The organism is Streptococcus sp. SK643, assembly GCF_000259505.1.
GTDB lineage: Bacteria > Bacillota > Bacilli > Lactobacillales > Streptococcaceae > Streptococcus.
The window spans coordinates 103,079-127,404 of the sequence record NZ_AJMM01000006.1; the positions used below are offsets into that span (position 1 = coordinate 103,079).

Consider the following 24,326-nt stretch of genomic DNA (forward strand, 5'->3'; position numbering starts at 1 on the left):
TCCGAATGTCGGGGCTGTTTTGTTGACTTATTCTTCATCTGGTGTGAGGATCATCGGGATGATAATCGGTTCACGTTCTGTATTTTCATAAAGGAAGGGGCGAATAGCGTTGACAATGGCACCATTGACAGACTGTACGCTAGCATCCTTGTTTTTCAGTGCGATACGAATAGCATTGAAGAGGATACGTTGACTTTGACGAATCAAGTCACCAGACTCACGCATGTAAACAAAACCTCGGCTGAGGATGTCTGGGCCAGACAGAATCATCTGTGATTTGAAGTCAACAGTTGCGACTGCAAGAACGACACCATCTTCAGACAAATCTCTACGGTCTTTAAGAACAGCAGCACCGATTTCACCGATACGGTTACCGTCGACATAGATATCTTGGGCATTGAATTGGCCTGCGATACGAGCAGAATCTGCAGTAAGGGCAAGCACATCGCCATTACTCATAATAAAGATATTGTCCTTTTCAACACCAGTATCCACTGCTAGTCCAGCGTGGACTTTTTGCATGCGATATTCACCGTGGACAGGCATGAAGTACTTAGGTTTAATCAAGCGGAGCATAAGTTTTTGCTCTTGCTGACCACCGTGTCCAGATGTATGGATATTGTTGACTTTACCGTGGATAACTTCAACACCAGCTTCAGAAATGATGTTAATCAGCTTGTTGACGCTAGTAGTGTTTCCAGGGATTGGACTAGAAGAGAAGATAACGGTATCACCGGGTTGTAGTTGTACCTGACGGTGCGTTCCGTTTGCGATACGAGAGAGAGCTGCCATAGGCTCACCTTGACTACCTGTACAGAGAATAAGAACATCGCCTGCAGGATAATCTTTGATTTCATTTGGCTCGATAAAGGTTCCTTTAGGAGCTTTGATGTAGCCAAGGTCGATTCCGTTGACAATGGCCTTTTCCATAGAACGACCAAAGACAGCGATCTTGCGCCCAGTCTTAACAGCGGCTTCTGTTGCTTGTTGAAGACGGAAGATATTTGAGGCAAAGGATGCAAAAATAATACGTCCTTCAATGCCTTGGATAATCTTCATGATGGACTGGCCAACGACTTTTTCAGAGTTGGTAAAGGTTGGAACTTCTGCATTTGTCGAGTCAGACAGGAGACAGAGCACGCCTTCTTCACCAAGAGCTGCCATACGGTGCAAGTCTGCTGGTTCACCAACTGGTGTAAAGTCAAACTTGAAGTCACCCGTACAGACGATTTTTCCTTGAGGAGTATGAATGACAATCCCCAAAGGCTCTGGAATAGAGTGAGTCGTTCTAAAGAAAGTTGCCTTGAGATTTTTAAAGGTCAACTCAGTGTTGTGGTTGATTTCGTAAAGTTTGGCGTTGCGCAAGAGGCCGTGTTCTTCGAGTTTCCCACGGATCAAAGCCAAGGCAAGCGGTCCAGCATAGATTGGGACATTTGCTTGCTTGAGTAGGAATGGAATTCCACCGATGTGGTCCTCGTGTCCGTGTGTAATCAAAACAGCCTTGACGCGGTCGATATTGTCCACGATGTAAGAGTAATCAGGAATGACATAGTCGATACCCAGCAAGTCATCTTCTGGGAATTTAATCCCAGCATCGACGATGATAATCTCGTCTTGGTATTCAATTCCGTAAGTGTTTTTCCCGATTTCTCCCAGACCACCGATGGCAAAAACGCCGACTTCTTCTGGTTTAAGAGTGTAGGCCATATTAGAACTCCGTGATTTTGAAGGCGCCAGTTTCTTTTTCGTAATCTAGCAATTTGTCAGATAAGAGTTCAATAAATTCGATGTTGTACTCTGGACGATTTTCTTCGACAAGTTGGCGAGCAGCGATACGTCCCTCAAGTTCTGAGCTGGCATCGATGTCTAGGTAAAGTGATCGTGTTGTTTCACGACGTGGGCTACGTTCTTTTGTTTCTTGATAAAAAACTTTGTAAATCATATCGTTCCTTTCTATTTGTAGGTCAGTGTATTCCAAACTTTCAGCAGAGATTTGCTTGATTTCATTCCATTTTGCGTCTAGATTGACCTTGATTCGTTACAATTATTTCAATTATACCATAAAATGAAAAATTAGTAAAAAACGGGAACGAGAAAGTCTTTTGAAACCAAGTAAGCGCTGCTAGCAAAAGAAAAATGTGCTTTTCTATAATGATAGAAAAGGGGATAAGATACGAAACATTCTTAATACTTTTCATCAAGGAGGTTCGATTATGAATGGTCTGTTTATTTTTGCCATCGGAGTTCGCTTGGCGACGTTTATGATTTTTGTTGCCTGTGTTTACCGAGGAAATGTTTTATTTACTCGACTAGAGGGACGGAAAACCAAACTTTTCTGGAAGATTAGTTTTGTGACTCTCTATTCTCTTTTTCCTCCGTGTAACCTATGTAGTTTGGTTGGTATTTTACTTTGGTTTAAATGCATATATGCCCTGCTTATGCTGGGGCATTTTGTTTGGGATAAAGAAAATTCCCATGTGCCAGCTTTTGTAGTATAATAGTAAGCAGACAAAAAGATAGGAATGTGTTATGAAAGTATTAGCTTTTGATACGTCCAGCAAAGCTCTTTCTCTCGCTATTTTAGAGGACAAGCAGGTTCTTGCTGAGACGACTATTAATATTAAGAAGAATCACAGTATTACCCTCATGCCTGCCATCGATTTTTTAATGGCAAGTTTGGATTGGACGCCCAAGGATTTGGACCGAATCGTGGTAGCGGAAGGGCCGGGTAGCTACACAGGCTTACGAATTGCGGTAGCAACTGCTAAGACCTTGGCTCATACTCTGAACATTGAGTTAGTTGGTATGTCTAGCCTCTTGGCTTTAGTGCCAAGTCAGCAAGAAGGACTGGTTGTTCCTGTCATGGATGCTCGTCGTAACAATGTTTACGCAGGATTTTATGAAAATGCTAAATTTGTCATGCCAGAAGCACATCTATCTTTTGAAGAGGTATTAGAAAAAGTCAAGGGTGCTAGTCAGGTTACCTTTGTTGGAGAAGTCGTCCCCTTTGTGGAGCAGATTCAAGAACATTTACCTCATGCCAACTACCAAGAAACCTTGCCAAATGCAGCCAATCTTGCTCTTTTGGCTTGGGATAAGGAAGCAGACTCTTTGCATGATTTTGTGCCAAATTACCTCAAGCGTGTTGAGGCTGAGGAAAACTGGCTCAAGAACCACACCGAATCTGGCGAGTCTTACATTAAACGCCTATGATAGAGATCAAACGAATCCAACAACAGTCTGATCTGGCCCAAGCCATTTACGCTGTTATGGCGGATGTTTACTCAGTTAGTCCTTGGACGCTGGAACAAATCCAAGCAGGCCTGTCCCAAGACCAGACTTGGTATGCTCTGGCTTATGATGGGGCCGAAGTGATTGGATTTCTAGCTGTGCAGGAGAATCTTTTTGAAGCAGAAGTTCTGCAAATTGCTGTCAAAGAAGCCTATCAGGGTCAGGGAATTGCGTCAACTTTGTTTGCTCAATTGCCGACAGATAAGGAGATTTTCCTCGAAGTCAGAAAGTCAAATCAACGAGCGCAAGCATTTTACAAGAAAGAAAAGATGGCAGTCATCGCTGAGCGAAAGGCCTACTACCATGATCCAGTCGAGGATGCCATCATCATGAAGAGAGAAGTAGATGAAGGATAGATATATTTTAGCATTTGAGACATCCTGTGATGAGACCAGTGTCGCCGTCTTGAAAAACGACGATGAGCTCTTGTCCAATGTCATTGCTAGTCAAATTGAGAGCCACAAACGTTTTGGGGGTGTAGTGCCGGAAGTAGCTAGTCGTCACCATGTCGAGATCATTACAGCCTGTATCGAGGAGGCGCTGATAGAAGCAGGGATTACCGAAAATGATGTGACAGCTGTGGCGGTTACCTATGGACCAGGCTTGGTCGGTGCCTTGCTAGTTGGCTTGTCAGCTGCTAAGGCCTTTGCTTGGGCACATGGACTTCCGCTGATTCCTGTTAACCACATGGCTGGACACCTCATGGCAGCTCAGAGTGTGGAGCCTTTGGAGTTTCCCTTGTTAGCCCTCTTGGTTAGCGGAGGACACACAGAGTTGGTTTATGTTTCTGAGGCTGGTGATTACAAGATTGTTGGGGAAACGCGAGATGACGCGGTTGGTGAGGCTTATGATAAGGTTGGCCGTGTCATGGGCTTGACCTATCCTGCCGGTCGTGAGATTGACGAGCTAGCTCATCAGGGGCAGGATATTTATGATTTCCCCCGTGCTATGATTAAGGAAGATAATCTGGAGTTTTCATTCTCAGGTTTGAAGTCTGCCTTTATCAATCTGCATCATAATGCTGAGCAAAAGGGAGAAAGTTTGTCTACAGAGGACTTGTGTGCTTCCTTCCAAGCTGCAGTTATGGACATTCTTATGGCAAAAACCAAGAAGGCTTTGGAGAAATACCCTGTTAAAACCTTAGTCGTGGCAGGTGGTGTGGCAGCAAATAAAGGCCTCAGAGAACGCCTAGCAACTGAAATCACAGATGTGAATGTCGTCATTCCACCTCTACGCCTCTGCGGAGATAATGCAGGTATGATTGCCTATGCCAGCGTTAGCGAGTGGAACAAAGAAAACTTCGCAGACTTGGACCTCAATGCCAAACCAAGTCTTGCTTTTGATACTATGGAATAAAGAAGAGTCTGTCTGATTACAATCAGCAGACTTTTTTCTCTTCCCTGAATGTGTTATAATAGTCCATGCTGTGGCTGGAACCGATTCAGCCCACTTATTAAGACAATACGAGGAGAAAGATGAAAGAAAAAGGATTTTGGGAAGGGGTCCAGGCAGCCATGCCGACTGCCCTTGGCTATGTCAGTATCGGTCTAGCTTGCGGTATTATCGGTGCACCTTATGTGACACCTGTTGAGATGGCCTTGATGAGCCTCTTTGTTTATGCTGGGAGTGCCCAGTTTGCCATGTTGGCCTTGATTGCAGTGCAGGCACCTGTAGCTGCCATTGCCATGACGGTCTTTTTGATCAATTTACGTCTCTTTTTGCTGAGTTTACATGCATCGACTTATTTTCGTCACACTAGTCTATGGCACAATATCGGTATGTCTAGTATCTTGACGGATGAGACTTATGGTGTATTGATGGGAGAATTGGCCCATACAGAAAAGGTCAATCCTATGTGGATGCATGGGAATAATCTCAATAGCTATGTAGCTTGGTTGATTGGGACGGTTGTTGGGACAGCTCTAGGTGGTCTTCTGCCAAATCCCGAAATCTTTGGCTTGGATTTTGCCCTTGTTGGGATGTTTATTGGTATTTTTGCTTCGCAATTCCAGATTATGCAAAGACGGATTCCTGTTCGCAATCTGCTCATTATCCTAGCAGTTGTTGCGTTGTCCTTCTTTTTACTCTTGGCAGTGGTGTCTCAGTCACTAGCTGTTCTATTTGCGACACTACTTGGTTGTACGATAGGGGTGGTTTTAGATGGTCAGTAAGTATCTTTTATTAGCGGTTGTTTTCTCTGGCTTGGTGACTTGGATTCCCCGTATGATTCCCTTCATCTTGGTCAAGTATAAGGGTTTGCCTCCTATCGTTGAGCGATTTTTGAAGTTCTTGCCCGTTTCTATTATCTTTGCCTTGATTCTTTCAAGCGTAGTGACAGGCAAGGTTGGTAGTCTTCCTCAAATCAAATGGCTGGACTTCTTAGCCGTCTTTCCAACGGCTTGGGTAGCCTTTCGCTACCGCAATCTAGTCGGAACTGTTCTCTTTGGAGTGGTTTTGATTGCAGTCTTGCGTTTGGTCTTTTAAATTGGCCATAAAGAAAACTTATCACAGAGATAGATATCATATAATGGCGTAAATGGTCTTTTTCTGTTAAGATTATAAGGTATTCTATTTTGGAGGAAATAACATGAAAAAAATCGTTAAATATTCATCTCTTGCTGCCCTTGCTCTTGTTGCTGCAGGTGTGTTAGCAGCTTGCTCAGGTGGTGCGAAGAAAGAAGGAGAAGCAGCTAGCAAGAAAGAAATTATCGTTGCAACCAATGCTTCACCAAAACCATTCAACTATGAAGAAAATGGTGAATTGACTGGTTACGAAATTGAAGTGGTTCGCGCTATCTTTAAAGACTCTGACAAGTATGATGTCAAGTTTGAGAAGACAGAGTGGTCAGGTGTCTTTGCTGGTCTTGACGCTGACCGTTACCAAATGGCCGTTAACAACATCAGCTACACTAAAGAACGTTCTGAAAAATACCTTTATGCAGCCCCAACTGCTCAAAACCCTAACGTTCTTGTAGTGAAAAAAGACGACTCTAGCATCAAATCGCTTGATGATATCGGTGGAAAATCAACAGAAGTTGTTCAAGGGACAACATCAGCTAAACAGTTGGAAGACTACAACAAACAACACTCAGATAATCCAACTGTCCTTAACTATACTAGAGCTGACTTCCAACAAATCATGGGACGCTTAAGCGATGGACAATTTGATTACAAGATTTTTGATAAAATCGGTGTTGAAACAGTCATCAAGAACCAAGGTTTGGACAACTTGAAAGTTATCGAACTTCCAAGCGACCAACAACCGTACGTTTACCCACTTCTTGCTAAAGGTCAAGATGAGTTGAAAACATTTGTAGACAAACGCATCAAAGAACTCTACAAAGACGGAACTCTTGAAAAATTGTCTAAACAATTCTTCGGAGATACTTATCTACCAGCAGAGGCTGATATTAAATAATTATTTGAAATCATCCATTCTGAGTAAGGTGGATGGTTTCTCAGTTTTTAGGGATATAGTTTTAAACTATATATCTGACTATCTAATAACAATTTGTGAAATAAAACAAATTGTGAGATACTAGTACGGTATTATTTTTAAGGAGAAAGAATCATGAAAATCAAAAAATGGCTTGGTGTAGCAGCCCTTGCTACAGTCGCAGGTTTGGCTCTTGCAGCTTGCGGAAATACAGAAAAGAAAGCAGACAACGGAACAGTTGTTAAAATCGCAACAGTGAACCGTAGTGGTTCTGAAGAAGCTCGTTGGGACAAAGTTCAAGAATTAGTCAAAAAAGACGGTATTACTTTGGAATTTACAGAGTTCACAGACTACTCACAACCAAACAAGGCAACTGCTGATGGCGAAGTAGATTTGAACGCTTTCCAACACTATAACTTTTTGAACAACTGGAACAAAGAAAACGGAAAAGACCTTGTAGCGATTGCAGATACTTACATTTCTCCAATCCGCCTTTACTCAGGTTTGAATGGAAGTGACAACAAGTACACTAAAGTAGAAGATATCCCAGCAAACGGAGAAATCGCTGTACCGAATGATGCTACAAACGAAAGCCGTGCGCTTTACTTGCTTCAATCAGCTGGTTTGATTAAATTGGACGTTTCAGGAACTGCTCTTGCAACAGTTGCTAACATCAAAGAAAATCCAAAGAACTTGAAGATCACTGAGTTGGATGCTAGCCAAACAGCTCGTTCATTGTCATCAGTTGACGCTGCCGTTGTAAACAACACCTTCGTTACAGAAGCAAAATTGGACTACAAGAAAGCACTTTTCAAAGAACAAGCTGATGAAAATTCAAAACAATGGTACAATATCATTGTTGCTAAAAAAGATTGGGAAACTTCACCTAAGGCTGACGCTATCAAGAAAGTCATCGCAGCTTACCACACAGATGAAGTGAAAAAAGTTATTGAAGAAACTTCAGACGGCTTGGATCAGCCAGTTTGGTAATAGAATATTAGGAGGTGGGAGAATGGTTCCACCTCTTGCTTTTGTATAGAGCATGGATTGCAAAGAAGACTATAGGTTCATAGAAAGGTAGAGAGAATATGGTTTTTCCTAGTGAACAAGAACAGATTGAAAAGTTTGAAAAGGATCATGTAGCCCAACATTACTTTGAAGTTTTGCGGACCTTGATATCTAAGAAATCAGTCTTTGCCCAGCAGGTTGGACTCAAGGAAGTCGCAAACTATTTGGGAGAGATTTTTAAGCGTGTGGGAGCAGAAGTTGAGATTGATGAGAGCTACACGGCTCCTTTTGTCATGGCTCATTTCAGAAGTTCGCGTCCAGATGCTAAGACCTTGATTTTCTATAACCACTATGACACTGTACCAGCGGATGGGGATCAGGTCTGGACAGAGGATCCCTTTACTCTTTCGGTGCGCAATGGCTTCATGTATGGACGTGGGGTTGATGACGACAAGGGTCATATCACAGCTCGTTTAAGTGCGTTGAGAAAATATATGCAGGACCATGATGATTTGCCTGTCAATATCAGTTTTATCATGGAAGGGGCGGAGGAATCGGCTTCGACAGACTTAGATAAGTATCTGGAAAAACATGTGGACAAACTCCGTGGCGCAGATTTGTTGGTCTGGGAACAAGGGACCAAAAATGCCTTGGAACAGCTGGAAATTTCTGGTGGAAATAAGGGGATTGTGACCTTTGATGCCAAGGTTAAAAGTGCTGATGTGGATATCCACTCTAGTTATGGTGGAGTTGTGGAATCAGCTCCTTGGTATCTCCTTCAAGCCTTACAGTCTCTTCGTGCTACAGATGGCCGTATCTTGGTTGAAGGTTTGTACGAAGAAGTCCAAGAGCCAAATGAACGTGAATTGGCTTTGGTGGATCAATATGCTCAACGAAATCCAGGGGAAATCAGCCAGATTTATGGTTTGGAATTACCTCTCTTACAAGAGGACCGTGTAGCCTTTCTAAAACGTTTCTTTTTTGAACCAGCTCTTAATATCGAAGGGATTCAGTCAGGTTATCAAGGGCAAGGAGTTAAAACGATTTTGCCTGCAGAAGCCAGCGCTAAGTTAGAAGTTCGTTTGGTTCCTGGCTTAGAACCGCATGATGTTCTGGAAAAAATTCGGAAACAGCTAGACAAAAATGGCTTTGATAAGGTAGAATTATACTATACCTTGGGAGAGATGAGTTATCGAAGCGATATGAGTGCACCCGCCATTCTCAATGTAATCGAGTTGGCCAAGAAATTCTATCCACAGGGCGTTTCAGTCTTGCCGACAACAGCGGGGACAGGCCCTATGCATACGGTCTTTGATGCCTTAGAGGTACCAATGGTGGCCTTCGGTTTAGGGAATGCCAATAGTAGAGATCATGGTGGAGATGAAAACGTGCGAATCGCCGATTACTACACCCATATTGAATTAGTAGAGGAGCTGATTAGAAGCTATGAGTAGAGATATTATCAAGTTAGATCAGATCGATGTGACTTTTCATCAGAAGAAGAGAAACATCACAGCGGTCAAGGATGTGACTATTCACATCCAAGAAGGGGATATCTACGGAATCGTTGGATATTCTGGAGCAGGGAAATCAACCCTTGTACGGGTGATTAACCTCTTGCAAAAACCATCTGCAGGGAAAATTACCATTGACGACGATGTGATTTTTGATGGTAAGGTGACCTTGACGGCAGAGCAGTTACGTCGTAAACGTCAAGATATTGGGATGATTTTCCAACACTTTAATCTTATGAGTCAGAAGACTGCTGCGGAAAATGTGGCCTTTGCCCTTAAACACTCTGGACTCAGCAAGGAAGAAAAGAAGGGAAAAGTAGCTAAGTTGTTGGACTTGGTTGGCTTGGCAGATCGTGCTGAAAACTATCCTTCACAACTATCTGGAGGGCAAAAACAGCGTGTGGCCATTGCGCGTGCCTTGGCAAATGATCCAAAAATCTTGATTTCAGATGAGTCAACTTCTGCCCTTGACCCGAAGACAACCAAGCAGATTTTGGCCTTATTGCAAGATCTGAACCAAAAATTAGGCTTGACTGTTGTCTTGATTACGCATGAAATGCAGATTGTCAAAGACATTGCCAATCGTGTGGCAGTCATGCAGGATGGTCATTTGATTGAAGAGGGCAGTGTGCTTGAAATCTTCTCAGATCCTAAACAACCTTTGACTCAGGACTTTATCTCAACAGCCACAGGAATTGATGAAGCTATGGTCAAGATTGAGAAGCAAGAAATCGTGCAACACCTGTCTGAAAACAGCCTTTTGGTGCAGCTCAAGTATGCAGGAGCTTCTACAGATGAGCCACTTTTGAATGAATTGTACAAACATTACCAAGTAACAGCTAATATCCTCTATGGGAATATCGAAATCCTCGATGGCACTCCTGTTGGAGAATTGGTTGTGGTCTTGTCAGGTGAAAAAGCAGCGCTAGCAGGTGCCCAAGAAGCCATTCGTCAAGCAGGCGTACAACTAAAAGTATTGAAGGGAGGACAGTAAGATGGAATCATTGATTCAAACCTATTTGCCAAATGTCTATAAGATGGGTTGGTCTGGTCAAGCAGGCTGGGGAACAGCCATCTACCTAACCCTTTATATGACAGTTCTTTCCTTCATCATCGGAGGTTTCTTGGGGCTAGTGGCAGGTCTTTTCCTTGTCTTGACAGCACCCGGAGGTGTCTTGGAAAATAAGGTCGTCTTCTGGATTTTGGATAAGATTACCTCCATTTTCCGTGCGGTTCCTTTCATTATCCTCTTGGCAATCTTGTCTCCCCTTTCTCACTTGATTGTGAAGACAAGTATTGGGCCAAATGCAGCCCTTGTTCCACTTTCTTTTGCAGTCTTTGCATTCTTTGCACGTCAGGTGCAGGTTGTCTTGGCTGAATTGGATGGCGGTGTCATTGAGGCAGCTCAAGCGAGCGGAGCGACATTCTGGGATATCGTGGGTGTTTACCTATCAGAAGGTCTTCCAGATTTGATTCGTGTGACGACTGTAACCTTGATTTCCCTTGTTGGTGAAACGGCTATGGCTGGTGCGGTTGGAGCTGGTGGTATCGGTAACGTGGCCATCGCTTATGGATTTAACCGCTACAATCACGATGTGACCATCTTGGCAACCATCATTATCATTTTGATTATCTTTGCAATCCAATTCTTGGGAGATTTCCTGACCAAAAAATTGAGCCATAAATAAAAAAGAGCCGCTTGGCTCTTTTTTAGTAATTATATTTTCTGTGCCAATTTTTTACTCAAGGCTTGTCCAAGCAAGGCACCAACCAGGGCTCCTATGACAACACTTGCGATAAAAAGAAGAATGGTCGAAGGATTTGGCGCGACCATGATACGGTCGATATATTCTTGCGATTTTCCTCTTGCTAGAAGGGTTGCCATATAGGCTTTGGGTGCAATCCACATGACTAGAATTGGTCCTGATGTGCTGAAAGCAAAAATAACAAAGGATAGGAAATTCTTAGTTTGATCCTTGTATCTTCCTAGGCTAGCCACTCCATCTGCTAGGAGGCCACAGATAATCCCAGGAAGGAAGGTGCCAGCACCGTGTTTAGTTCCTAAGAAGAAGAGAGAGATGACAAGGCCGATAGTGGTAATGGCTCCAAAGCGCGGAACTTTTGCGATTAGAATCATATAAACGCTACCGCCGACAAGGGCAGTAAAGGCAGGCGCATAAAACATGTTTCCAGTTTGGTCGAGGAGATTGCCCAAAAGGACACCAATCCCCATGCAGAGGAAGTAAAGAACTGCATAGAGCAGTGTAGTTAAGATAGATTTTTTCATGAGTTGTCTCCTGATAATTTTTTCATAATTCTCATTTTACCACGGTTTGGTGGGATTGTAAATGGATAGTGTATGTTTTTGAAAACGCTTGAAATATGATATAATAGTTTCATAGTTATTTTTAGGGGGAGGATAGCATGGGTAGATTTTTAGACTTTGTCTTTAATCGTTTCTTTTTAGGGATGATTGCGACAGCCTTCTTTTGGCTATTAACATTGGCAGGAGGGATTATCCTTGGTCTAGCGCCGGCTAGTGCCACCTTGATGAGCTTGTATGCAGAACATGGCTATAACTATCGTGAATATAGTTTGAAGGAGGCTTGGTCTCTTTACAAGCAAAGTTTTGTCTCAAGCAACCTGATTTTTTATAGTTTTCTAAGTCTGGCTATGGTCTTAGTTTATGGTTTGTATCTCTTAGTTCAATTGCCTCATCAGAGTATTATTCATCTTGCTGTTACCTTTTTGAATCTCCTTCTAGTAGCCCTGCTCTTTTTAGCGTATACGGTATCTTTAAAGCTTCAGGTTTTTTTTGATTTATCTTATCGGAATAGTCTCAAACTATCCTTGATTGGCATTTTTATGAGCCTACCAGCTGTAGCCAAGGCTCTACTTGGGACAGTCCTGCTGGTGGGAGTTGGTTACTATATGCCAGCCTTGTTCTTTTTTGTAGGAATTGGGATATGGCATTTCTTTATCAGTGATATGTTGGAGCCGGTCTATGAAAGTATCCATGAAAAATTGGCGACAAAATAGAATGAAGCAGTTTTGGCTCCATACGCTTTTGAGAACCTATAGTTTTGTAATGATCATTATTATTGCTAGTTTTGCAATTTTACTTTCATACGCGGACTTTGATTTACGTGAAAAGGAAGCTAAGAGAGTTGCCCAACGTGTTAGTACCCGAACAATCAGTGAGGTAGAATACTATTATCGAGAATCTGCAAAATTAGCAAAAGCATTAGTTGAAAATCAAGCTCGTATCGAAGGGATTTATAAGTATTTCAGTCTCAGCATACCAGATTATTTCTACTGGCAATTGGAGCGTAAAGCTTCTCCTTATATATCAGTCTCCATGTATGAAAATATCGATGATCTCTATGTTCGAAATGATTTTGTAACTGGCGTAGCAATAGTACTTCAAGATTATAAGGAAGTGTTTGTCTCTACGAGAGATAAACGCAGTGGAGAGAAAATCTTGGCTGAGCATTTCAAGCCAGTAGAAAATAGTTTTGCTATTCCAGTATCAGACCCTGTATCTGATAAATATTTGGGAGTTATCTATATATCTTTATCTGCGGATTTCTTACAGAGTGCAATTGATAATACTAGGGGCCATATTCCTATGGCTGTAATTGTAACCTCTCCTTTTGAGACAGAGATGTATCATATCGGGGAACAATTATCATCAGATAGCGAGGATTGGATAGTTGGTTTTACTTCTCATGCTTATAGAGTACAGGTAGCTGTTGCTAAGAATTATGTTCTTACTGGGACCTTGCCTAGCTCAGCCTTGATTATTGGTATAAGTCTCCTTTTTATTCTTATTTTATATATGACATTGAGACAGACATTTGCCAAGTATCAAAAGCAGGTAGTGGATTTAGTGGAATCCATTCAAGTCATTGCAAGAGGGGAAGAGGGGTTGCGGATTGATACGTTTGAAAAGGATCAAGAATTACTTCTCATAGCAGAGACGACTAATGATATGTTAGATCGCCTCGAGAAGAACATTCATGACATTTATCAGCTAGAGCTTAGTCAAAAAGATGCTAACATGCGAGCGTTACAGGCTCAAATCAATCCTCATTTTATGTATAACACCTTAGAATTTATCAGAATGTATGCGGTCATGGAAAGCCAAGACGAACTTGCAAATATTATTTATGAGTTCAGTAGTCTCTTGCGTAATAATATTTCAGATGAACGCGAGACCCTACTCCAACATGAATTGGAGTTTTGCCGTAAGTACAGTTATCTTTGTATGGTTCGTTATCCTAAATCGGTGGCTTATGGTTTCAAAGTTGCACCAGAGTTAGAAGATATGAAAATTCCTAAATTCACCTTGCAACCGCTTGTTGAAAATTATTTTGCCCATGGTATAGATCATAGACGGACAGATAATGTCATTAGCATTAAAGCTCTTAAACGAGATGGTTTTGTGGAGATTTTGGTAGTCGATAATGGGCGCGGGATGTCAGTAGAAAAATTAGCTAGTCTTCGGGAAAAATTGAGTCAAAGAAATTTTGAACATGAGCTTAGCTATAGTGAACAAAGACAGTCTATTGGGATTATCAACGTACATGAGAGATTTGTTCTATACTTCGGGGATCGCTACTCTATCAGTTTAGATTCAGCAGAACAAGAAGGTGTTTGTTATCGTATTACAATTCAAGATGAATAGAAAGGGAGAAAATGTATAAAGTATTATTAGTAGATGATGAGTACATGGTGACAGAAGGTCTAAAACGTTTGATTCCCTTTGATAAGTGGGATATGGAAGTTGTCGCGACAGCTAATCACGCAGATGATGCTATTGATTATGTCAAGGAACATCCTGTGGATATTGTTGTATCTGATGTCAATATGCCAGATAAAACAGGGCTTGAGATGATTACAGAAATGAAAGAGATTCTACCAGATACTGCCTATATTTTATTATCGGGTTATCAGGAATTTGAGTATGTCAAGAAAGCCATGAATCTCAATGTTGTTGATTACCTTGTCAAGCCTGTGGACAAAATAGAACTAGAAAATTTACTAGAGAAAATTGCTACTAAACTTGGTGAGAGAGCCTTACAAACAAAAACTCTTAGTCAAGATCTAGATGAGGCAGGCTTCATTAGTCATTTGCTTGGGAAAGAGCATTGGTGGATAGGACTCACTAAGGAGAAGAAGGGGAATTTCACTATTCCTTATTATGTCTTAGGGCAAGATTGGCAGATTTTTATCTCGGATCAGCCTTTAGATGGATTAGTGGTCACGCCATTTGAAACACCTTACCAAGAAAATTTTGAGCGCTGGAAATTGAACGCTGAAAAAGCCCTCTTTTATGGTTCTGTTAATTTTCAACAGTCAGAAAGCCTCTTTGCTTATTATGAGCCTATTTATCGCGTTATCATTCAAGGGAACATCAATCAAATTATTGAAGAGTTGAACCTCTTGGAAAAAGTGGTTCTTGAAAATACTCCTCGTGTCCCAATCACTAAACAACTCTTTATTCAGTTTGTCATGGACGTTTTCCATTTGTTTGAACATTTGAAGGCAGATGATATGACGGAGATTATCAAGACCATTCATGCCATTCCTTCATTTGATGGACTAGTTCCCTATATCAAGGAAACCCTGACTCGCTTCTTCGGGCAATATCGTATGAATGAAAATGTGGTTAGTGTTCTGGAAGTCATAGGTCGTGATTATCAAAAAGAGCTATCCCTTAAAGATATTAGTAAGGATCTCTTTATCAATCCTGTTTATTTAGGACAATTAATTAAACGTGAAACCAATTCTACCTTTGCTGAATTGCTCAACAAACAACGCATTAAGGCAGCCCAACAGCTATTGCTTTCAACTAGTGATAGTATAGAAGATATTTGTTATGCCGTTGGTTACAGCAATGTTGGATATTTCTATAAAGTATTCCGAAAATTGTGCGGGAAATCGCCAAAAGCCTACCGAAAACAGGTAGAAACTATATTGTAATCTTTGTATTCCCGTATAAATAATGCTATAATATCATTAATAATATTAGGAGGTTCTACTATGAAAAAGAAACCGATTTACCTTTGGGTCTTGCTGATTTTTTCAGCTCTCCTTTCAGCTAACTCCTTGGTTGGAATTTTTAGTCCCTTGCCTAGTAAAGATAATCTACGTGCTCGTCTAGCAAATAGTGGGAAGCTTACTGCTTCGCAATTGGAAGATATGGTCAACTACACTTATAAAGTGATAGAATCTTCTCACTCTATAATTAATATTACCTTGATTGTTTTATCAGCTATTTTAGTTCTAGTAGCTATTGTTCTCCTTGTTCGTAAGAATTTGCAATATGCAACCTTTACTTATATTGGCTATGTTTTGTTAGCCATTATTGGTTTGATTTATAGTTATGTGAATCTACAAGACGCTATGCAGGTGGTTCATGATGAGACGATGCGTTTGACAATGAGTGTTGGTTCAAAAGCTATCAACATTATCTATATCGTCATCAATGTTCTTTTCCTAGCTTTGGTCTTTTATAAGATGTGGCGGCAGCAAAAAGCTTTGTTGGAAGAAGAGGAAGAAGTCGTTTAAGAGTTGACAAAAAATAACTATCAAGTTACAATCTTGGTAGTTATTTTTCGATTATCAAATGAAATGATGGAGGTGAAGATGAAAACAATTTCTTTGGTTTATATTAGTCTAAGTGGGAACACTGAAAGTTTTGTGACACGTTTAAAAGACTATCTCTTGTCCCAGTATGAGGGGATTGAAGTTCAAAAAATTCATATCAAGGATTTGGTTAAGGAGGGGAAAGCCTTCTTTGAAATGGATCATTCCTATGTTGTATTTTTACCAACCTACTTAGAGGGAGGAAATGGTGTGGACAACGGAGATGTTGAGATTTTGACGACCCCAGTGGGTGATTTTATTGCCTATGGAGATAATGCGAGCAAGTGCTTTGGGGTAGTAGGTTCAGGGAACCGTAACTTTAATAACCAATATTGCCTGACAGCCAAGCAATATAGTGAGCGTTTTGGTTTTCCTGTATTGGCAGACTTTGAAATGCGAGGCATGCTGGGAGATATCAAACATGTCGCAGCTATCATTGCAAACTTATATGAATTAGAAAGTTAAGCTTAGGCTTAGCTTTTTTATTATCTTAGGCAGTTTTATCAGAACTCTTACTTTTTATGCTCCAAGAGTTGATTGATATGGTCTACTTTTTTTGATGCTCTTTTATAGGAAATAGTCCAAATGATGAGGTAGACAATCGCAAACTCGATAATGAGCTGGAGGTAGGAATTCCAGTGGAAGGGGAACCAACCTGCCAGAGTTGCTAGTGGGACAAAGCCAGTCAGCATGAGGAAGAAATGAGTCAGAGTCGCACGGAGCAAGCTCCAGTCACGGCTGAATAATCTCTTTCCAAAGTTGAAGAGAATACCGATAGCTGCCCAAATAAGTGTGCAGTAGAGCAAGACCAAGGCACCGTGAACCTGATGTTGAGTCATTACTTGACCGACGAGGGAATCAGGGCTCAGTGGAGCATAGGTATTGGGGGAATACATAAGTGAAAAGATGATAGAGAGGATGAGTCCGATGAGAACACCAACGGCTGCATCGTGAAATACTTGTTTTTTCATAGTTCTAATTTCTCCTTGATGGTTTTTAGGTAACGGCGTGAAGAGTAGGTGAAGCTTTCATTTTTTAGAAAGATTTCTACCATACCGTTGGGCGTGAGCTTGAGATGAGAGATGGAGTCGATATTGACGATTTCAGATTGGGAAATTTGGATAAAAGTTGTTGGCAGAATTTCAAGTAACTGATAGAGCCGCAAATCAATGCTGTAGGTCTGACTCGCCGTTTCTGCTAGAACCTTTCGATTCTCGATATAGAAGCGTTGTATCTTACCAATTTTAACTAGATAGACCTGATCATCAATCTTTCCTTTGATTGTTTCTTTTTGGTCAAGATTTTCTGCGAACTCGATGACTTTCTGGACTTTATCTGTCGGCTGAGGTGCTTGAACAATCAGCTTTTCCTCTTCGTAAGTTTCACTAATCTGTAGTTCTACTTTCATAAATTTCTCTCCTTGTTTTTCATACAAAATTGTGATCACTTCTTGTACACCTTTATTAAACACTATTTTTCAGCCCCTTGCAAGGGACTTTGTCTATGTGGAGGGATTTGTATCCTATGTGGTGCTTGCTTTTCTGTCCTATCTGAAATATGGTATAATAGCACTAATCAATTTCTAGGAAAACAGATACAGAAAGGGGCTGAAAGATGTCTCATATTATTGAATTGCCAGAGATTCTGGCAAACCAAATTGCGGCTGGAGAGGTTATCGAGCGTCCAGCTAGCGTTGTTAAGGAGCTGGTAGAAAATGCCATTGATGCTGGCTCTAGTCAGATTATCATCGAGATTGAAGAGTCTGGTCTCAAGAAGATTCAAATCACAGATAATGGTCACGGAATTGCCCACGATGAGGTAGAATTGGCCCTGCGTCGTCATGCGACCAGTAAGATAAAAAATCAAGCAGACCTCTTTCGAATTCGGACGCTTGGTTTTCGTGGTGAAGCTCTACCTTCTATAGCGTCTGTTAGTGTCTTAACTCTGTTGACTGCGGTGGATGGTGCAAGTCACGGGACCAAGCTAGTCGCGCGTGGGGGAGAAGTTGAAGAAGTCATTCCAGCTACTAGTCCTGTAGGAACCAAGGTTTGTGTGGAGGATCTCTTTTTCAACACGCCTGCCCGCCTCAAGTATATGAAGAGCCAGCAAGCAGAGTTGTCTCATATCATTGATATTGTCAACCGTCTGGGCTTGGCCCATCCTGAGATTTCCTTCAGCTTGATTAGTGATGGTAAGGAAATGACGCGGACAGCTGGGACTGGTCAACTACGCCAAGCTATCGCAGGGATTTACGGTTTAGCGAGTGCCAAGAAGATGATTGAAATTGAAAATTCTGACCTTGATTTCGAAATTTCTGGCTTTGTGTCCTTGCCTGAGTTAACTAGAGCCAACCGCAACTATATCAGTCTCTTCATCAATGGCCGTTATATCAAGAACTTTTTACTCAATCGTGCTATTTTAGATGGTTACGGAAGTAAGCTCATGGTGGGACGCTTTCCGTTGGCTGTCATTCATATCCATATTGACCCTTATCTAGCGGATGTCAATGTGCATCCAACCAAGCAAGAGGTGCGGATTTCTAAGGAAAAAGAACTGATGGCATTGGTCTCTGAAGCTATTGCAAATAGTCTCAAGGCACAAACCTTGATTCCAGATGCCTTGGAAAATCTTGCCAAATCTACCGTGCGTAATCGTCAAAAGGTAGAGCAAACCATTCTCCCCCTTAAAGAAAATACGCTTTACTATGAAAAAACAGAAGTAACTAGACCTAGTCAAGCTGAGGTGGCTGATTATCAGGTAGAATTGACTGATGCAGGACAAGACTTAACTTTGTTTGCTAAGGAAACCTTGGACCAATTGACCAAGCCAGCAAAACTGCATTTTGCAGAGAGAAAGCCAGCCAGCTATGACCAGCTAGACCATCCAGAGCTAGATTTAGCCAGTCTGGACAAGGCCTATGATAAGCTAGAGCGAGAAGAATCATCAAGCTTCCCAGAGTTGGAATTTTTCGGGCAAATGCATGGAACCTATCTCTTTGCCCAAGGGCGAGATGGACTCTACATCATAGACCAACACGCAGCTCAGGAACGGGTTAAGTACGAGGAGTACCGTGAAAGCATTGGCAATGTTGACCAGAGTCAGCAGCAACTCCTAGTGCCCTATATCTTTGAATTTCCAGCGGATGATGCTCTTCGTCTCAAGGAAAGAATGGCACTTTTGGAGGAAGTGGGCGTCTTTCTAGCAGAGTATGGAGAAAATCAATTCATCCTTCGGGAACATCCGATTTGGATGGCAGAGGAGGAAATCGAATCAGGCATCTATGAAATGTGCGACATGCTCCTCTTGACCAAGGAAGTTTCTATCAAGAAATACCGAGCAGAGCTGGCTATCATGATGTCCTGCAAGCGATCTATCAAGGCTAATCATCGTATCGATGACCATTCAGCCAGACAGCTCCTTTATCAGCTCTCTCAATGTGACAATCCCTATAACTGTCCCCACGGACGTCCTGTTTTGGTGCATTTTACCAAGTCGGATATGGAAAAGATGTTCCGACGTATTCAGGAAAATCACACCAGTCTCCGTGAGTTGGGGAAATATTAAACTAAAAGGAAAATTATGTACGAATATTTAAAAGGAATCATTACCAAAATCACTGCTAAATACATTGTTCTTGAAGTCAACGGTATCGGTTATATTTTGCATGTGGCCAATCCCTATGCCTACTCAGGACAGGTCAATCAAGAAGCTCAAATTTATGTGCATCAGGTTGTACGTGAGGACGCTCATTTGCTTTATGGATTTCGCTCAGAAGACGAGAAAAAGCTCTTTCTCAGTCTGATTTCGGTCTCTGGGATTGGTCCTGTATCAGCTCTGGCTATCATCGCTGCCGATGACAATGCTGGCTTGGTTCAAGCAATTGAAACTAAGAACATCACCTACTTGACCAAATTCCCTAAAATTGGCAAGAAAACAGCCCAGCAGATGGTGCTGGACTTGGAAGGCAAGGTAGTAGTTGCAGGAGATGACCTTCCTGCTAAGGTAGCAGTGCAAGCTAGCGCTGAAAACCAAGAATTGGAAGAAGCCATGGAAGCCATGTTGGCTCTGGGCTACAAGGCAACAGAGCTCAAGAAAATCAAGAAATTCTTTGAAGGAACGACAGATACAGCTGAGAACTATATCAAGTCTGCCCTCAAAATGTTGGTCAAATAGGAGCAGAGCATGACAAAACGTTGTTCGTGGGTCAAGATGACCAATCCGCTCTACATTGCCTATCATGATGAGGAATGGGGTCAGCCCCTCCATGATGACCAAGCATTGTTTGAGTTGTTGTGTATGGAAACCTATCAGGCAGGCCTGTCTTGGGAAACGGTGCTCAACAAACGACATGCTTTCCGAGAAGCCTTTCATGGCTATCAAATTCAAGCGGTCGCAGAGATGACTGATACCGAATTGGAAAACTTGCTGGAGAATCCAGCCATCATCCGAAATAGAGCCAAGATTTTTGCTACACGCGCTAACGCCCAAGCATTTTTACGACTACAGGAAGAATATGGCTCTTTTGATGCCTATCTTTGGTCCTTTGTTGAGGGGAAAACGATCGTTAACGATGTTCCCGATTACCGCCAAGCCCCAGCTAAAACACCTCTGTCTGAGAAGTTAGCCAAAGATCTCAAAAAACGAGGCTTCAAGTTCACAGGCCCAGTCGCCGTCTTGTCTTTTCTACAGGCTGCAGGGCTAGTTGATGACCATGAGAATGATTGTGAGTGGAAAAGCGGTCGTTAGTATGTACAGGTAACTAGCATATCTGAGAATATAGAAAAAAGCTGAGAAATTTTTCCCAGCTTTTTATATATACTATTAGATTTGTTAGAGTGAAGTCAAAAAAGTGATTCCACCTAAAATAACACCAGCTGAATTTGGAATGATTAGTATCCAATCCTTCTTAGGTTCCTTTGTCCATCCATAAATAACCCAGATTAAGCAAGATATAGCAGCTGATAAAGGTTGAAATGGTTGAGCTTTATTTCCCTGTAAATTAGCGATAATTTGAGGTATGTAGGCAATAAATACTATAATTCCAATAAAGGCACCAATAGAACCTACGATTCGATTAATTTTTTGTTTTGTCATATACACCTCCTTCAAAAGGATATCATAGAAATTAGCGAAATGCAATAAATTCAGATACAAATTGTAACGAAAACGAATACAAAAGCACAAAAATAGAGAAACTATTTATTTTTTGTTATAGTCAAAGCGAATGATTTGCTCCTTTGCATCTACATAGGCGTGAACTCCGAAGGGTACAATTGCTCTTGGAGTTGCGTGGCCGACATTTAGATTATAGATAATCGGGATATTGCTGTCAATAATATCCAATAGTGCCTCTTTATAGTCGTCATAGAAAGTTTCATCCATAGGTTTTCCGACCAAGAGTCCACTGATGACCTCGAATATACCAGTGTCTTTTAAAGTCCGCAACATATTTTTGAAGTCTTCCAGCTCAGGCTTTTCTTCGCTTGTTTCTAGCAAGAGGATTTTTCCTTCCCAGTCTGACAAGTCAGGGAAAAGTTTGTATTTTTGGCAGAGCTCCGTGCTATCTGCGTATCGAGAGTTGTCAAAGATATCGTAGAGGGATTCGAGGCAACCACCGAGGATTTTTCCCTCGAACTGGGCATTTCCCCGCAACAGCTCGAAACCAGTATTTGCATGACTGACACGAGGTGTCCCCAGAGCCTTGGGACTGAAGTCAGTCCTTTCATCATACCAAACGTCACTAGGGCGGATTTCTGAGATTCTTCCCGTCTCAATCAATTCTTTAAAGTAGTGGAGGCTATAGGTCAGCACTTCCTTGTCCAATTCACAAATGTCTGCTAGGAAGGATTGACCATAAAAAGTTTTGATTCCTAGTTTATGCAACATGAGATGGTTCATGGTTGTATCCGAGAAGCCAAGAAAAATTTTTTGTTTGATAACCTTTTGTAGTTGGTCATTTTCAAAAAGATAAGGTAGTAAGCGATAGGTATCGTCTCCACCGATGGCGCATAGGATCATGTCGATGCTATCATCAGAAAAGGCATGAATCAAATCCTCTGCACGAGCTTCAGGATGGTCCTTGATAAAGTCTAATCCTTTTAGCGAATGAGGCAAAAAGGTAGGATTGAGTCCCAGGTTCTTGAGACGTTGGACACCCAAGTCCACTTCGTGTTTGACAAAGTCCTCTCCGATAATGCCACTAGATAAACTAACAACACCAATAGTAGAAACCATATTTCTTCCTCCTAGAAATTGATTGAGCCTATTTTATCATAAAAGATGGGAGAAAACTATAGGGAAAAGGGTAGAGGGAAGCTTGTAGGCAAGCAAGTGAAAAAGCAACCGCTGGTGCAGTTGCTTTTCGTTTTCTAATCAGTAATCTCGCTAGATATGAGTTACTTGGTCAACTCTTGATTATAGGAGAGAGCCAAATCAATCCAGTAAGGCAATTCTTTTTGGCCTTCTATATCTAAGTCTATATACCCATGATAAAGGCGCCCCCTCATCAATGTAGTATGAGCTCCTGTTCGGGGTAGAACTTGCTTCTCCATTTCCTTGCCAATTCTGACCATAACCAGTTCATCCTTTCTGGAACTGACAGTAAGGACCATTTTACCACGAATCATAAAGGCCAGGCCACCAAACAGCTTCTTTTCTTCTAGCTCTTCTTCGAAAATTTGGGGAGGAAGTTTGAGCGCTAGAATTTTTCGAATCTGCTGAGCTAAAGATTGACTATATGCCATAGCTCTTTCCTTTTCTTAGTAACGTGTTGGTCCTGCACTTGCGCTACGGATATTCAAGCGTTTCTTGAGATAGAAGCGAAGGGCTAGGAGGGCTGCTCCGATAATAGCTAGTGGTAATGGAGCAAGTACTGGGTTAAGGCTAGCTGGTAGGAAGCTTGTTGCAAAGAAGACAAGCAGCCAAAGGAACATAGAAGCTAGGATAACCAGTACAGATTTCCAGAAAGGTGGACGTTGGCTGCGGTCCATATCTGGTCCATAGTATTGGTAAACAAAGTAGTACATCAAGTAGAAGGCAAATCCACCAACCAGTCCAACTAATAGGAGAGTGACAAATCCATAGCCGAAAGCTTGATCTGCCGCAAAGAAGGTTGTGAGGGCGCTGACAAGGGCAAAGAGGCTAGTGATGAAAAGAGCTGAGTCCATAATCATGAGTTTCGGATCATCATTTTCTTTTGGATGCTCTTTTTCATATTGCTCCTTAACAGTGAAGCTATGAGCCCAGTGAGTGGGTGCACCATAGAGGGAACGAGCAGTCGTACCCTTGGCTTGCTCTTCAAGGATTTGGGGAATAACTTCCTCAAAAATAGCCTTGATTTCAGCGTCTGTTTTCCCATCTTTGATGAATTGTTGGGTAGCGATGTGGACAAACTCTTGGTTTTTCTTGGTTAATTTTTGTAGATCAATCTGAGACATAGGAACTCCTCTTAGAACCATTTTTTATGGATGAGATAGAGAGTGAGCGAGACACTCATAGCAAAAGCGATAAAGACGATTAACCAGAAGGCATTCGGCTCGCCGTTTAGGGGGATTTCATTATCCTTAAAGTTCATCCCGTAGGCAGAAAAGACCATGGTTGGGATGGACATGACGATGGTCACAAGGGCCAAGGTTTTCATGATGTTGTTCTGGTTGTTGGAAATGATAGAGGCGAAGGTCTCTGTCATAGAATGCAAGACGTTTCCATAAATGTCTGCCATCTCGATGGCCTGTTGGGTTTCAATCAGGGTGTCTTCAAGCAGGTCTTCGTCTTCAAGGTATTTCTTGATATTGCTGGTTGAGCTGGTTAATTTCTTAATCACGCGCTCATTTGTTTTGAGGGAGGCCTTGAAATAGACGATGGTTTTTTCCAATTCCATGAGCTCAATCAATTCTTCATTACGAGTTGATTGATGCAGTTGACTTTCGATTTGTTCACTCTTACGGTCAATCGAACGAAGGGCTGTTAGGTAAAGTTCTGCATTGCGATAGAGAATCTGGAAGATAAAACGTGAGCGCATGAAGGTATAGAAATTACGCAAGCGACGGTTGATAAAGACATCGAGGACCGGTAATGGTTCCAAACAAGTAGTGATAATGGTTTCCTCAGTGATGATAATACCAAGCGGGATGGTGACGTAGTAGGTGCGGTTATTTCTTTCTTCTGTGACCGGCACGTCCACGATGATCAAAGTATACTCATCTTCGATGGTAATACGAGACATTTCTTCCGCATCGAGTGGTGCACGAAGGTCGGCAATATCAATATCGAAGGCGTTAGCGATTTCGAGTGATTCATTTTGAGTCGGATTGACGAGATTGATCCAAGTACCCGGTTCAAGCGTATCGATCTCTTTAAATTCAGTTGTTGTAGAGAGAAAAACTTGTTTCATATCCCTTATCCTTTCTCATTTTTCAGATTTTTTC

The 24,326-nt window shown here is 41.7% G+C and carries 28 protein-coding genes and 1 pseudogene; 19 read left to right on the top strand and 10 right to left on the bottom strand.

Going from position 1 to position 24,326, the window contains the following annotated elements; translation table 11 throughout:
• Positions 1 to 27 precede the first annotated feature (27 nt).
• Positions 28 to 1,707 (bottom strand): ribonuclease J1, encoded by a 1,680-nt coding sequence (rnjA, locus tag HMPREF1117_RS03700; protein ID WP_000331976.1) that lies wholly within the window; start codon positions 1,705 to 1,707, stop codon positions 28 to 30.
• Position 1,708: 1 nt separating this feature from the next.
• Positions 1,709 to 1,942, bottom strand: coding sequence for a DNA-dependent RNA polymerase subunit epsilon (locus HMPREF1117_RS03705; protein ID WP_000639586.1), 234 nt, complete (start codon positions 1,940 to 1,942; stop codon positions 1,709 to 1,711).
• Between the two features lie 271 nt (positions 1,943 to 2,213).
• Between HMPREF1117_RS03705 and HMPREF1117_RS03710 the strand changes: the two are divergent.
• The 11 genes and pseudogenes from HMPREF1117_RS03710 to HMPREF1117_RS03760 form a co-directional block, all read left to right on the top strand.
• A pseudogene (locus tag HMPREF1117_RS03710) lies at positions 2,214 to 2,424 on the top strand (hypothetical protein); the annotation flags it as partial.
• A gap of 105 nt (positions 2,425 to 2,529) precedes the next feature.
• Positions 2,530 to 3,213, top strand: coding sequence for a tRNA (adenosine(37)-N6)-threonylcarbamoyltransferase complex dimerization subunit type 1 TsaB (tsaB, locus tag HMPREF1117_RS03715; protein WP_000865693.1), 684 nt, complete (start codon positions 2,530 to 2,532; stop codon positions 3,211 to 3,213).
• Positions 3,210 to 3,647: a ribosomal protein S18-alanine N-acetyltransferase gene (rimI, locus tag HMPREF1117_RS03720; RefSeq protein WP_000569847.1), complete on the top strand. Its 438-nt coding sequence runs from the start codon at positions 3,210 to 3,212 to the stop codon at positions 3,645 to 3,647. Before tsaB ends, rimI begins: the two co-directional genes overlap by 4 nt.
• Positions 3,637 to 4,647 (top strand): tRNA (adenosine(37)-N6)-threonylcarbamoyltransferase complex transferase subunit TsaD, encoded by a 1,011-nt coding sequence (gene tsaD / locus HMPREF1117_RS03725; protein WP_000655022.1) that lies wholly within the window; start codon positions 3,637 to 3,639, stop codon positions 4,645 to 4,647. The genes rimI and tsaD overlap by 11 nt, the downstream gene beginning before the upstream one ends.
• Positions 4,648 to 4,766: 119 nt before the next feature.
• Positions 4,767 to 5,462 (top strand): AzlC family ABC transporter permease, encoded by a 696-nt coding sequence (locus HMPREF1117_RS03730; protein ID WP_000659747.1) that lies wholly within the window; start codon positions 4,767 to 4,769, stop codon positions 5,460 to 5,462.
• On the top strand, positions 5,452 to 5,775 hold the full coding sequence (locus tag HMPREF1117_RS03735; protein WP_000253950.1) for an AzlD domain-containing protein: 324 nt from the start codon (positions 5,452 to 5,454) through the stop codon (positions 5,773 to 5,775). The genes HMPREF1117_RS03730 and HMPREF1117_RS03735 overlap by 11 nt, the downstream gene beginning before the upstream one ends.
• A 103-nt stretch (positions 5,776 to 5,878) precedes the next feature.
• A complete protein-coding gene (locus HMPREF1117_RS03740; protein WP_000724928.1) occupies positions 5,879 to 6,709 on the top strand; it encodes an amino acid ABC transporter substrate-binding protein in 831 nt (276 codons plus the stop codon).
• A 153-nt stretch (positions 6,710 to 6,862) separates the two neighbouring features.
• The gene (locus tag HMPREF1117_RS03745; RefSeq protein ID WP_000694530.1) at positions 6,863 to 7,717 is read left to right on the top strand and encodes a MetQ/NlpA family ABC transporter substrate-binding protein; all 855 of its coding nucleotides are present in this window, start codon (positions 6,863 to 6,865) and stop codon (positions 7,715 to 7,717) included.
• Positions 7,718 to 7,815: 98 nt separating this feature from the next.
• Positions 7,816 to 9,189: a M20 family metallopeptidase gene (locus HMPREF1117_RS03750; protein ID WP_000231796.1), complete on the top strand. Its 1,374-nt coding sequence runs from the start codon at positions 7,816 to 7,818 to the stop codon at positions 9,187 to 9,189.
• Positions 9,182 to 10,243, top strand: coding sequence for a methionine ABC transporter ATP-binding protein (locus HMPREF1117_RS03755; protein ID WP_000085645.1), 1,062 nt, complete (start codon positions 9,182 to 9,184; stop codon positions 10,241 to 10,243). Before HMPREF1117_RS03750 ends, HMPREF1117_RS03755 begins: the two co-directional genes overlap by 8 nt.
• Position 10,244: 1 nt before the next feature.
• Complete coding sequence (locus HMPREF1117_RS03760; RefSeq protein ID WP_000444656.1) at positions 10,245 to 10,937, top strand: methionine ABC transporter permease; 693 nt, start codon at positions 10,245 to 10,247, stop codon at positions 10,935 to 10,937.
• A 29-nt stretch (positions 10,938 to 10,966) separates the two neighbouring features.
• Here the strand turns inward: HMPREF1117_RS03760 and HMPREF1117_RS03765 are convergent, their stop codons facing one another.
• On the bottom strand, positions 10,967 to 11,536 hold the full coding sequence (locus tag HMPREF1117_RS03765) for an MptD family putative ECF transporter S component (RefSeq protein WP_000748408.1): 570 nt from the start codon (positions 11,534 to 11,536) through the stop codon (positions 10,967 to 10,969).
• 137 nt (positions 11,537 to 11,673) lie between these two features.
• On the opposite strand from HMPREF1117_RS03765, the gene HMPREF1117_RS03770 reads away from it, so the two are divergent.
• The 5 genes from HMPREF1117_RS03770 (at position 11,674) to nrdI (ending at position 16,365) form a co-directional block, all read left to right on the top strand.
• Complete coding sequence (locus HMPREF1117_RS03770) at positions 11,674 to 12,288, top strand: YesL family protein (RefSeq protein WP_000532345.1); 615 nt, start codon at positions 11,674 to 11,676, stop codon at positions 12,286 to 12,288.
• Positions 12,266 to 13,936 (top strand): sensor histidine kinase, encoded by a 1,671-nt coding sequence (locus HMPREF1117_RS03775; RefSeq protein WP_081480249.1) that lies wholly within the window; start codon positions 12,266 to 12,268, stop codon positions 13,934 to 13,936. Before HMPREF1117_RS03770 ends, HMPREF1117_RS03775 begins: the two co-directional genes overlap by 23 nt.
• Before the next feature lie 11 nt (positions 13,937 to 13,947).
• Positions 13,948 to 15,234 carry a response regulator transcription factor gene (locus HMPREF1117_RS03780; RefSeq protein WP_000278860.1) on the top strand — a complete coding sequence of 429 codons (1,287 nt, stop codon included), beginning with the start codon at positions 13,948 to 13,950 and terminating at the stop codon, positions 15,232 to 15,234.
• Between the two features lie 60 nt (positions 15,235 to 15,294).
• Positions 15,295 to 15,822, top strand: coding sequence for an ABC transporter permease (locus HMPREF1117_RS03785; RefSeq protein ID WP_000729011.1), 528 nt, complete (start codon positions 15,295 to 15,297; stop codon positions 15,820 to 15,822).
• A gap of 78 nt (positions 15,823 to 15,900) precedes the next feature.
• Positions 15,901 to 16,365: a class Ib ribonucleoside-diphosphate reductase assembly flavoprotein NrdI gene (nrdI, locus tag HMPREF1117_RS03790; RefSeq protein WP_000849608.1), complete on the top strand. Its 465-nt coding sequence runs from the start codon at positions 15,901 to 15,903 to the stop codon at positions 16,363 to 16,365.
• 47 nt (positions 16,366 to 16,412) lie between these two features.
• Here the strand turns inward: nrdI and HMPREF1117_RS03795 are convergent, their stop codons facing one another.
• Both HMPREF1117_RS03795 and HMPREF1117_RS03800 read right to left on the bottom strand, forming a co-directional pair.
• On the bottom strand, positions 16,413 to 16,871 hold the full coding sequence (locus tag HMPREF1117_RS03795) for a DUF3021 domain-containing protein (RefSeq protein WP_000745060.1): 459 nt from the start codon (positions 16,869 to 16,871) through the stop codon (positions 16,413 to 16,415).
• Positions 16,868 to 17,308, bottom strand: a complete 441-nt coding sequence (locus HMPREF1117_RS03800; RefSeq protein ID WP_007556513.1) for a LytTR family DNA-binding domain-containing protein — start codon at positions 17,306 to 17,308, stop codon at positions 16,868 to 16,870. The genes HMPREF1117_RS03795 and HMPREF1117_RS03800 overlap by 4 nt, the downstream gene beginning before the upstream one ends.
• A 206-nt stretch (positions 17,309 to 17,514) precedes the next feature.
• On the opposite strand from HMPREF1117_RS03800, the gene mutL reads away from it, so the two are divergent.
• Genes mutL through HMPREF1117_RS03815 form a run of 3 tightly spaced genes read left to right on the top strand, consistent with a single transcriptional unit; the run spans position 17,515 to position 20,646 of the window.
• On the top strand, positions 17,515 to 19,464 hold the full coding sequence (mutL, locus tag HMPREF1117_RS03805; RefSeq protein ID WP_000018152.1) for a DNA mismatch repair endonuclease MutL: 1,950 nt from the start codon (positions 17,515 to 17,517) through the stop codon (positions 19,462 to 19,464).
• Positions 19,465 to 19,479: 15 nt separating this feature from the next.
• Positions 19,480 to 20,073 (top strand): Holliday junction branch migration protein RuvA, encoded by a 594-nt coding sequence (ruvA, locus tag HMPREF1117_RS03810; RefSeq protein ID WP_000273423.1) that lies wholly within the window; start codon positions 19,480 to 19,482, stop codon positions 20,071 to 20,073.
• A gap of 9 nt (positions 20,074 to 20,082) precedes the next feature.
• Complete coding sequence (locus tag HMPREF1117_RS03815; protein WP_000166577.1) at positions 20,083 to 20,646, top strand: DNA-3-methyladenine glycosylase I; 564 nt, start codon at positions 20,083 to 20,085, stop codon at positions 20,644 to 20,646.
• A gap of 84 nt (positions 20,647 to 20,730) precedes the next feature.
• On the opposite strand, the gene HMPREF1117_RS03820 is transcribed toward HMPREF1117_RS03815, so the two are convergent.
• From HMPREF1117_RS03820 to HMPREF1117_RS03840, 5 genes are all read right to left on the bottom strand, one after another.
• The gene (locus HMPREF1117_RS03820) at positions 20,731 to 20,994 is read right to left on the bottom strand and encodes a SemiSWEET family transporter (RefSeq protein ID WP_000166114.1); all 264 of its coding nucleotides are present in this window, start codon (positions 20,992 to 20,994) and stop codon (positions 20,731 to 20,733) included.
• A 105-nt stretch (positions 20,995 to 21,099) separates the two neighbouring features.
• Positions 21,100 to 22,134 carry a S66 family peptidase gene (locus HMPREF1117_RS03825; protein WP_000255140.1) on the bottom strand — a complete coding sequence of 345 codons (1,035 nt, stop codon included), beginning with the start codon at positions 22,132 to 22,134 and terminating at the stop codon, positions 21,100 to 21,102.
• A gap of 161 nt (positions 22,135 to 22,295) precedes the next feature.
• Complete coding sequence (locus HMPREF1117_RS03830; protein WP_000331824.1) at positions 22,296 to 22,643, bottom strand: hypothetical protein; 348 nt, start codon at positions 22,641 to 22,643, stop codon at positions 22,296 to 22,298.
• A 15-nt stretch (positions 22,644 to 22,658) separates the two neighbouring features.
• On the bottom strand, positions 22,659 to 23,336 hold the full coding sequence (locus HMPREF1117_RS03835; RefSeq protein ID WP_000078011.1) for a DUF1129 domain-containing protein: 678 nt from the start codon (positions 23,334 to 23,336) through the stop codon (positions 22,659 to 22,661).
• Between the two features lie 11 nt (positions 23,337 to 23,347).
• Entirely contained in the window at positions 23,348 to 24,292 is a 945-nt protein-coding gene (locus HMPREF1117_RS03840) for a magnesium transporter CorA family protein (protein ID WP_000815623.1), read from the bottom strand.
• Positions 24,293 to 24,326 lie beyond the last annotated feature (34 nt).

Coding starts and splice junctions, on each gene's coding strand:
- rnjA (WP_000331976.1), bottom strand. CDS start 1,707: ATGGCCTACACTCTTAAACCAGAAGAAGTCGGCGTTTTTGCCATCGGT.
- HMPREF1117_RS03705 (WP_000639586.1), bottom strand. CDS start 1,942: ATGATTTACAAAGTTTTTTATCAAGAAACAAAAGAACGTAGCCCACGT.
- tsaB (WP_000865693.1), top strand. CDS start 2,530: ATGAAAGTATTAGCTTTTGATACGTCCAGCAAAGCTCTTTCTCTCGCT.
- rimI (WP_000569847.1), top strand. CDS start 3,210: ATGATAGAGATCAAACGAATCCAACAACAGTCTGATCTGGCCCAAGCC.
- tsaD (WP_000655022.1), top strand. CDS start 3,637: ATGAAGGATAGATATATTTTAGCATTTGAGACATCCTGTGATGAGACC.
- HMPREF1117_RS03730 (WP_000659747.1), top strand. CDS start 4,767: ATGAAAGAAAAAGGATTTTGGGAAGGGGTCCAGGCAGCCATGCCGACT.
- HMPREF1117_RS03735 (WP_000253950.1), top strand. CDS start 5,452: ATGGTCAGTAAGTATCTTTTATTAGCGGTTGTTTTCTCTGGCTTGGTG.
- HMPREF1117_RS03740 (WP_000724928.1), top strand. CDS start 5,879: ATGAAAAAAATCGTTAAATATTCATCTCTTGCTGCCCTTGCTCTTGTT.
- HMPREF1117_RS03745 (WP_000694530.1), top strand. CDS start 6,863: ATGAAAATCAAAAAATGGCTTGGTGTAGCAGCCCTTGCTACAGTCGCA.
- HMPREF1117_RS03750 (WP_000231796.1), top strand. CDS start 7,816: ATGGTTTTTCCTAGTGAACAAGAACAGATTGAAAAGTTTGAAAAGGAT.
- HMPREF1117_RS03755 (WP_000085645.1), top strand. CDS start 9,182: ATGAGTAGAGATATTATCAAGTTAGATCAGATCGATGTGACTTTTCAT.
- HMPREF1117_RS03760 (WP_000444656.1), top strand. CDS start 10,245: ATGGAATCATTGATTCAAACCTATTTGCCAAATGTCTATAAGATGGGT.
- HMPREF1117_RS03765 (WP_000748408.1), bottom strand. CDS start 11,536: ATGAAAAAATCTATCTTAACTACACTGCTCTATGCAGTTCTTTACTTC.
- HMPREF1117_RS03770 (WP_000532345.1), top strand. CDS start 11,674: ATGGGTAGATTTTTAGACTTTGTCTTTAATCGTTTCTTTTTAGGGATG.
- HMPREF1117_RS03775 (WP_081480249.1), top strand. CDS start 12,266: ATGAAAAATTGGCGACAAAATAGAATGAAGCAGTTTTGGCTCCATACG.
- HMPREF1117_RS03780 (WP_000278860.1), top strand. CDS start 13,948: ATGTATAAAGTATTATTAGTAGATGATGAGTACATGGTGACAGAAGGT.
- HMPREF1117_RS03785 (WP_000729011.1), top strand. CDS start 15,295: ATGAAAAAGAAACCGATTTACCTTTGGGTCTTGCTGATTTTTTCAGCT.
- nrdI (WP_000849608.1), top strand. CDS start 15,901: ATGAAAACAATTTCTTTGGTTTATATTAGTCTAAGTGGGAACACTGAA.
- HMPREF1117_RS03795 (WP_000745060.1), bottom strand. CDS start 16,871: ATGAAAAAACAAGTATTTCACGATGCAGCCGTTGGTGTTCTCATCGGA.
- HMPREF1117_RS03800 (WP_007556513.1), bottom strand. CDS start 17,308: ATGAAAGTAGAACTACAGATTAGTGAAACTTACGAAGAGGAAAAGCTG.
- mutL (WP_000018152.1), top strand. CDS start 17,515: ATGTCTCATATTATTGAATTGCCAGAGATTCTGGCAAACCAAATTGCG.
- ruvA (WP_000273423.1), top strand. CDS start 19,480: ATGTACGAATATTTAAAAGGAATCATTACCAAAATCACTGCTAAATAC.
- HMPREF1117_RS03815 (WP_000166577.1), top strand. CDS start 20,083: ATGACAAAACGTTGTTCGTGGGTCAAGATGACCAATCCGCTCTACATT.
- HMPREF1117_RS03820 (WP_000166114.1), bottom strand. CDS start 20,994: ATGACAAAACAAAAAATTAATCGAATCGTAGGTTCTATTGGTGCCTTT.
- HMPREF1117_RS03825 (WP_000255140.1), bottom strand. CDS start 22,134: ATGGTTTCTACTATTGGTGTTGTTAGTTTATCTAGTGGCATTATCGGA.
- HMPREF1117_RS03830 (WP_000331824.1), bottom strand. CDS start 22,643: ATGGCATATAGTCAATCTTTAGCTCAGCAGATTCGAAAAATTCTAGCG.
- HMPREF1117_RS03835 (WP_000078011.1), bottom strand. CDS start 23,336: ATGTCTCAGATTGATCTACAAAAATTAACCAAGAAAAACCAAGAGTTT.
- HMPREF1117_RS03840 (WP_000815623.1), bottom strand. CDS start 24,292: ATGAAACAAGTTTTTCTCTCTACAACAACTGAATTTAAAGAGATCGAT.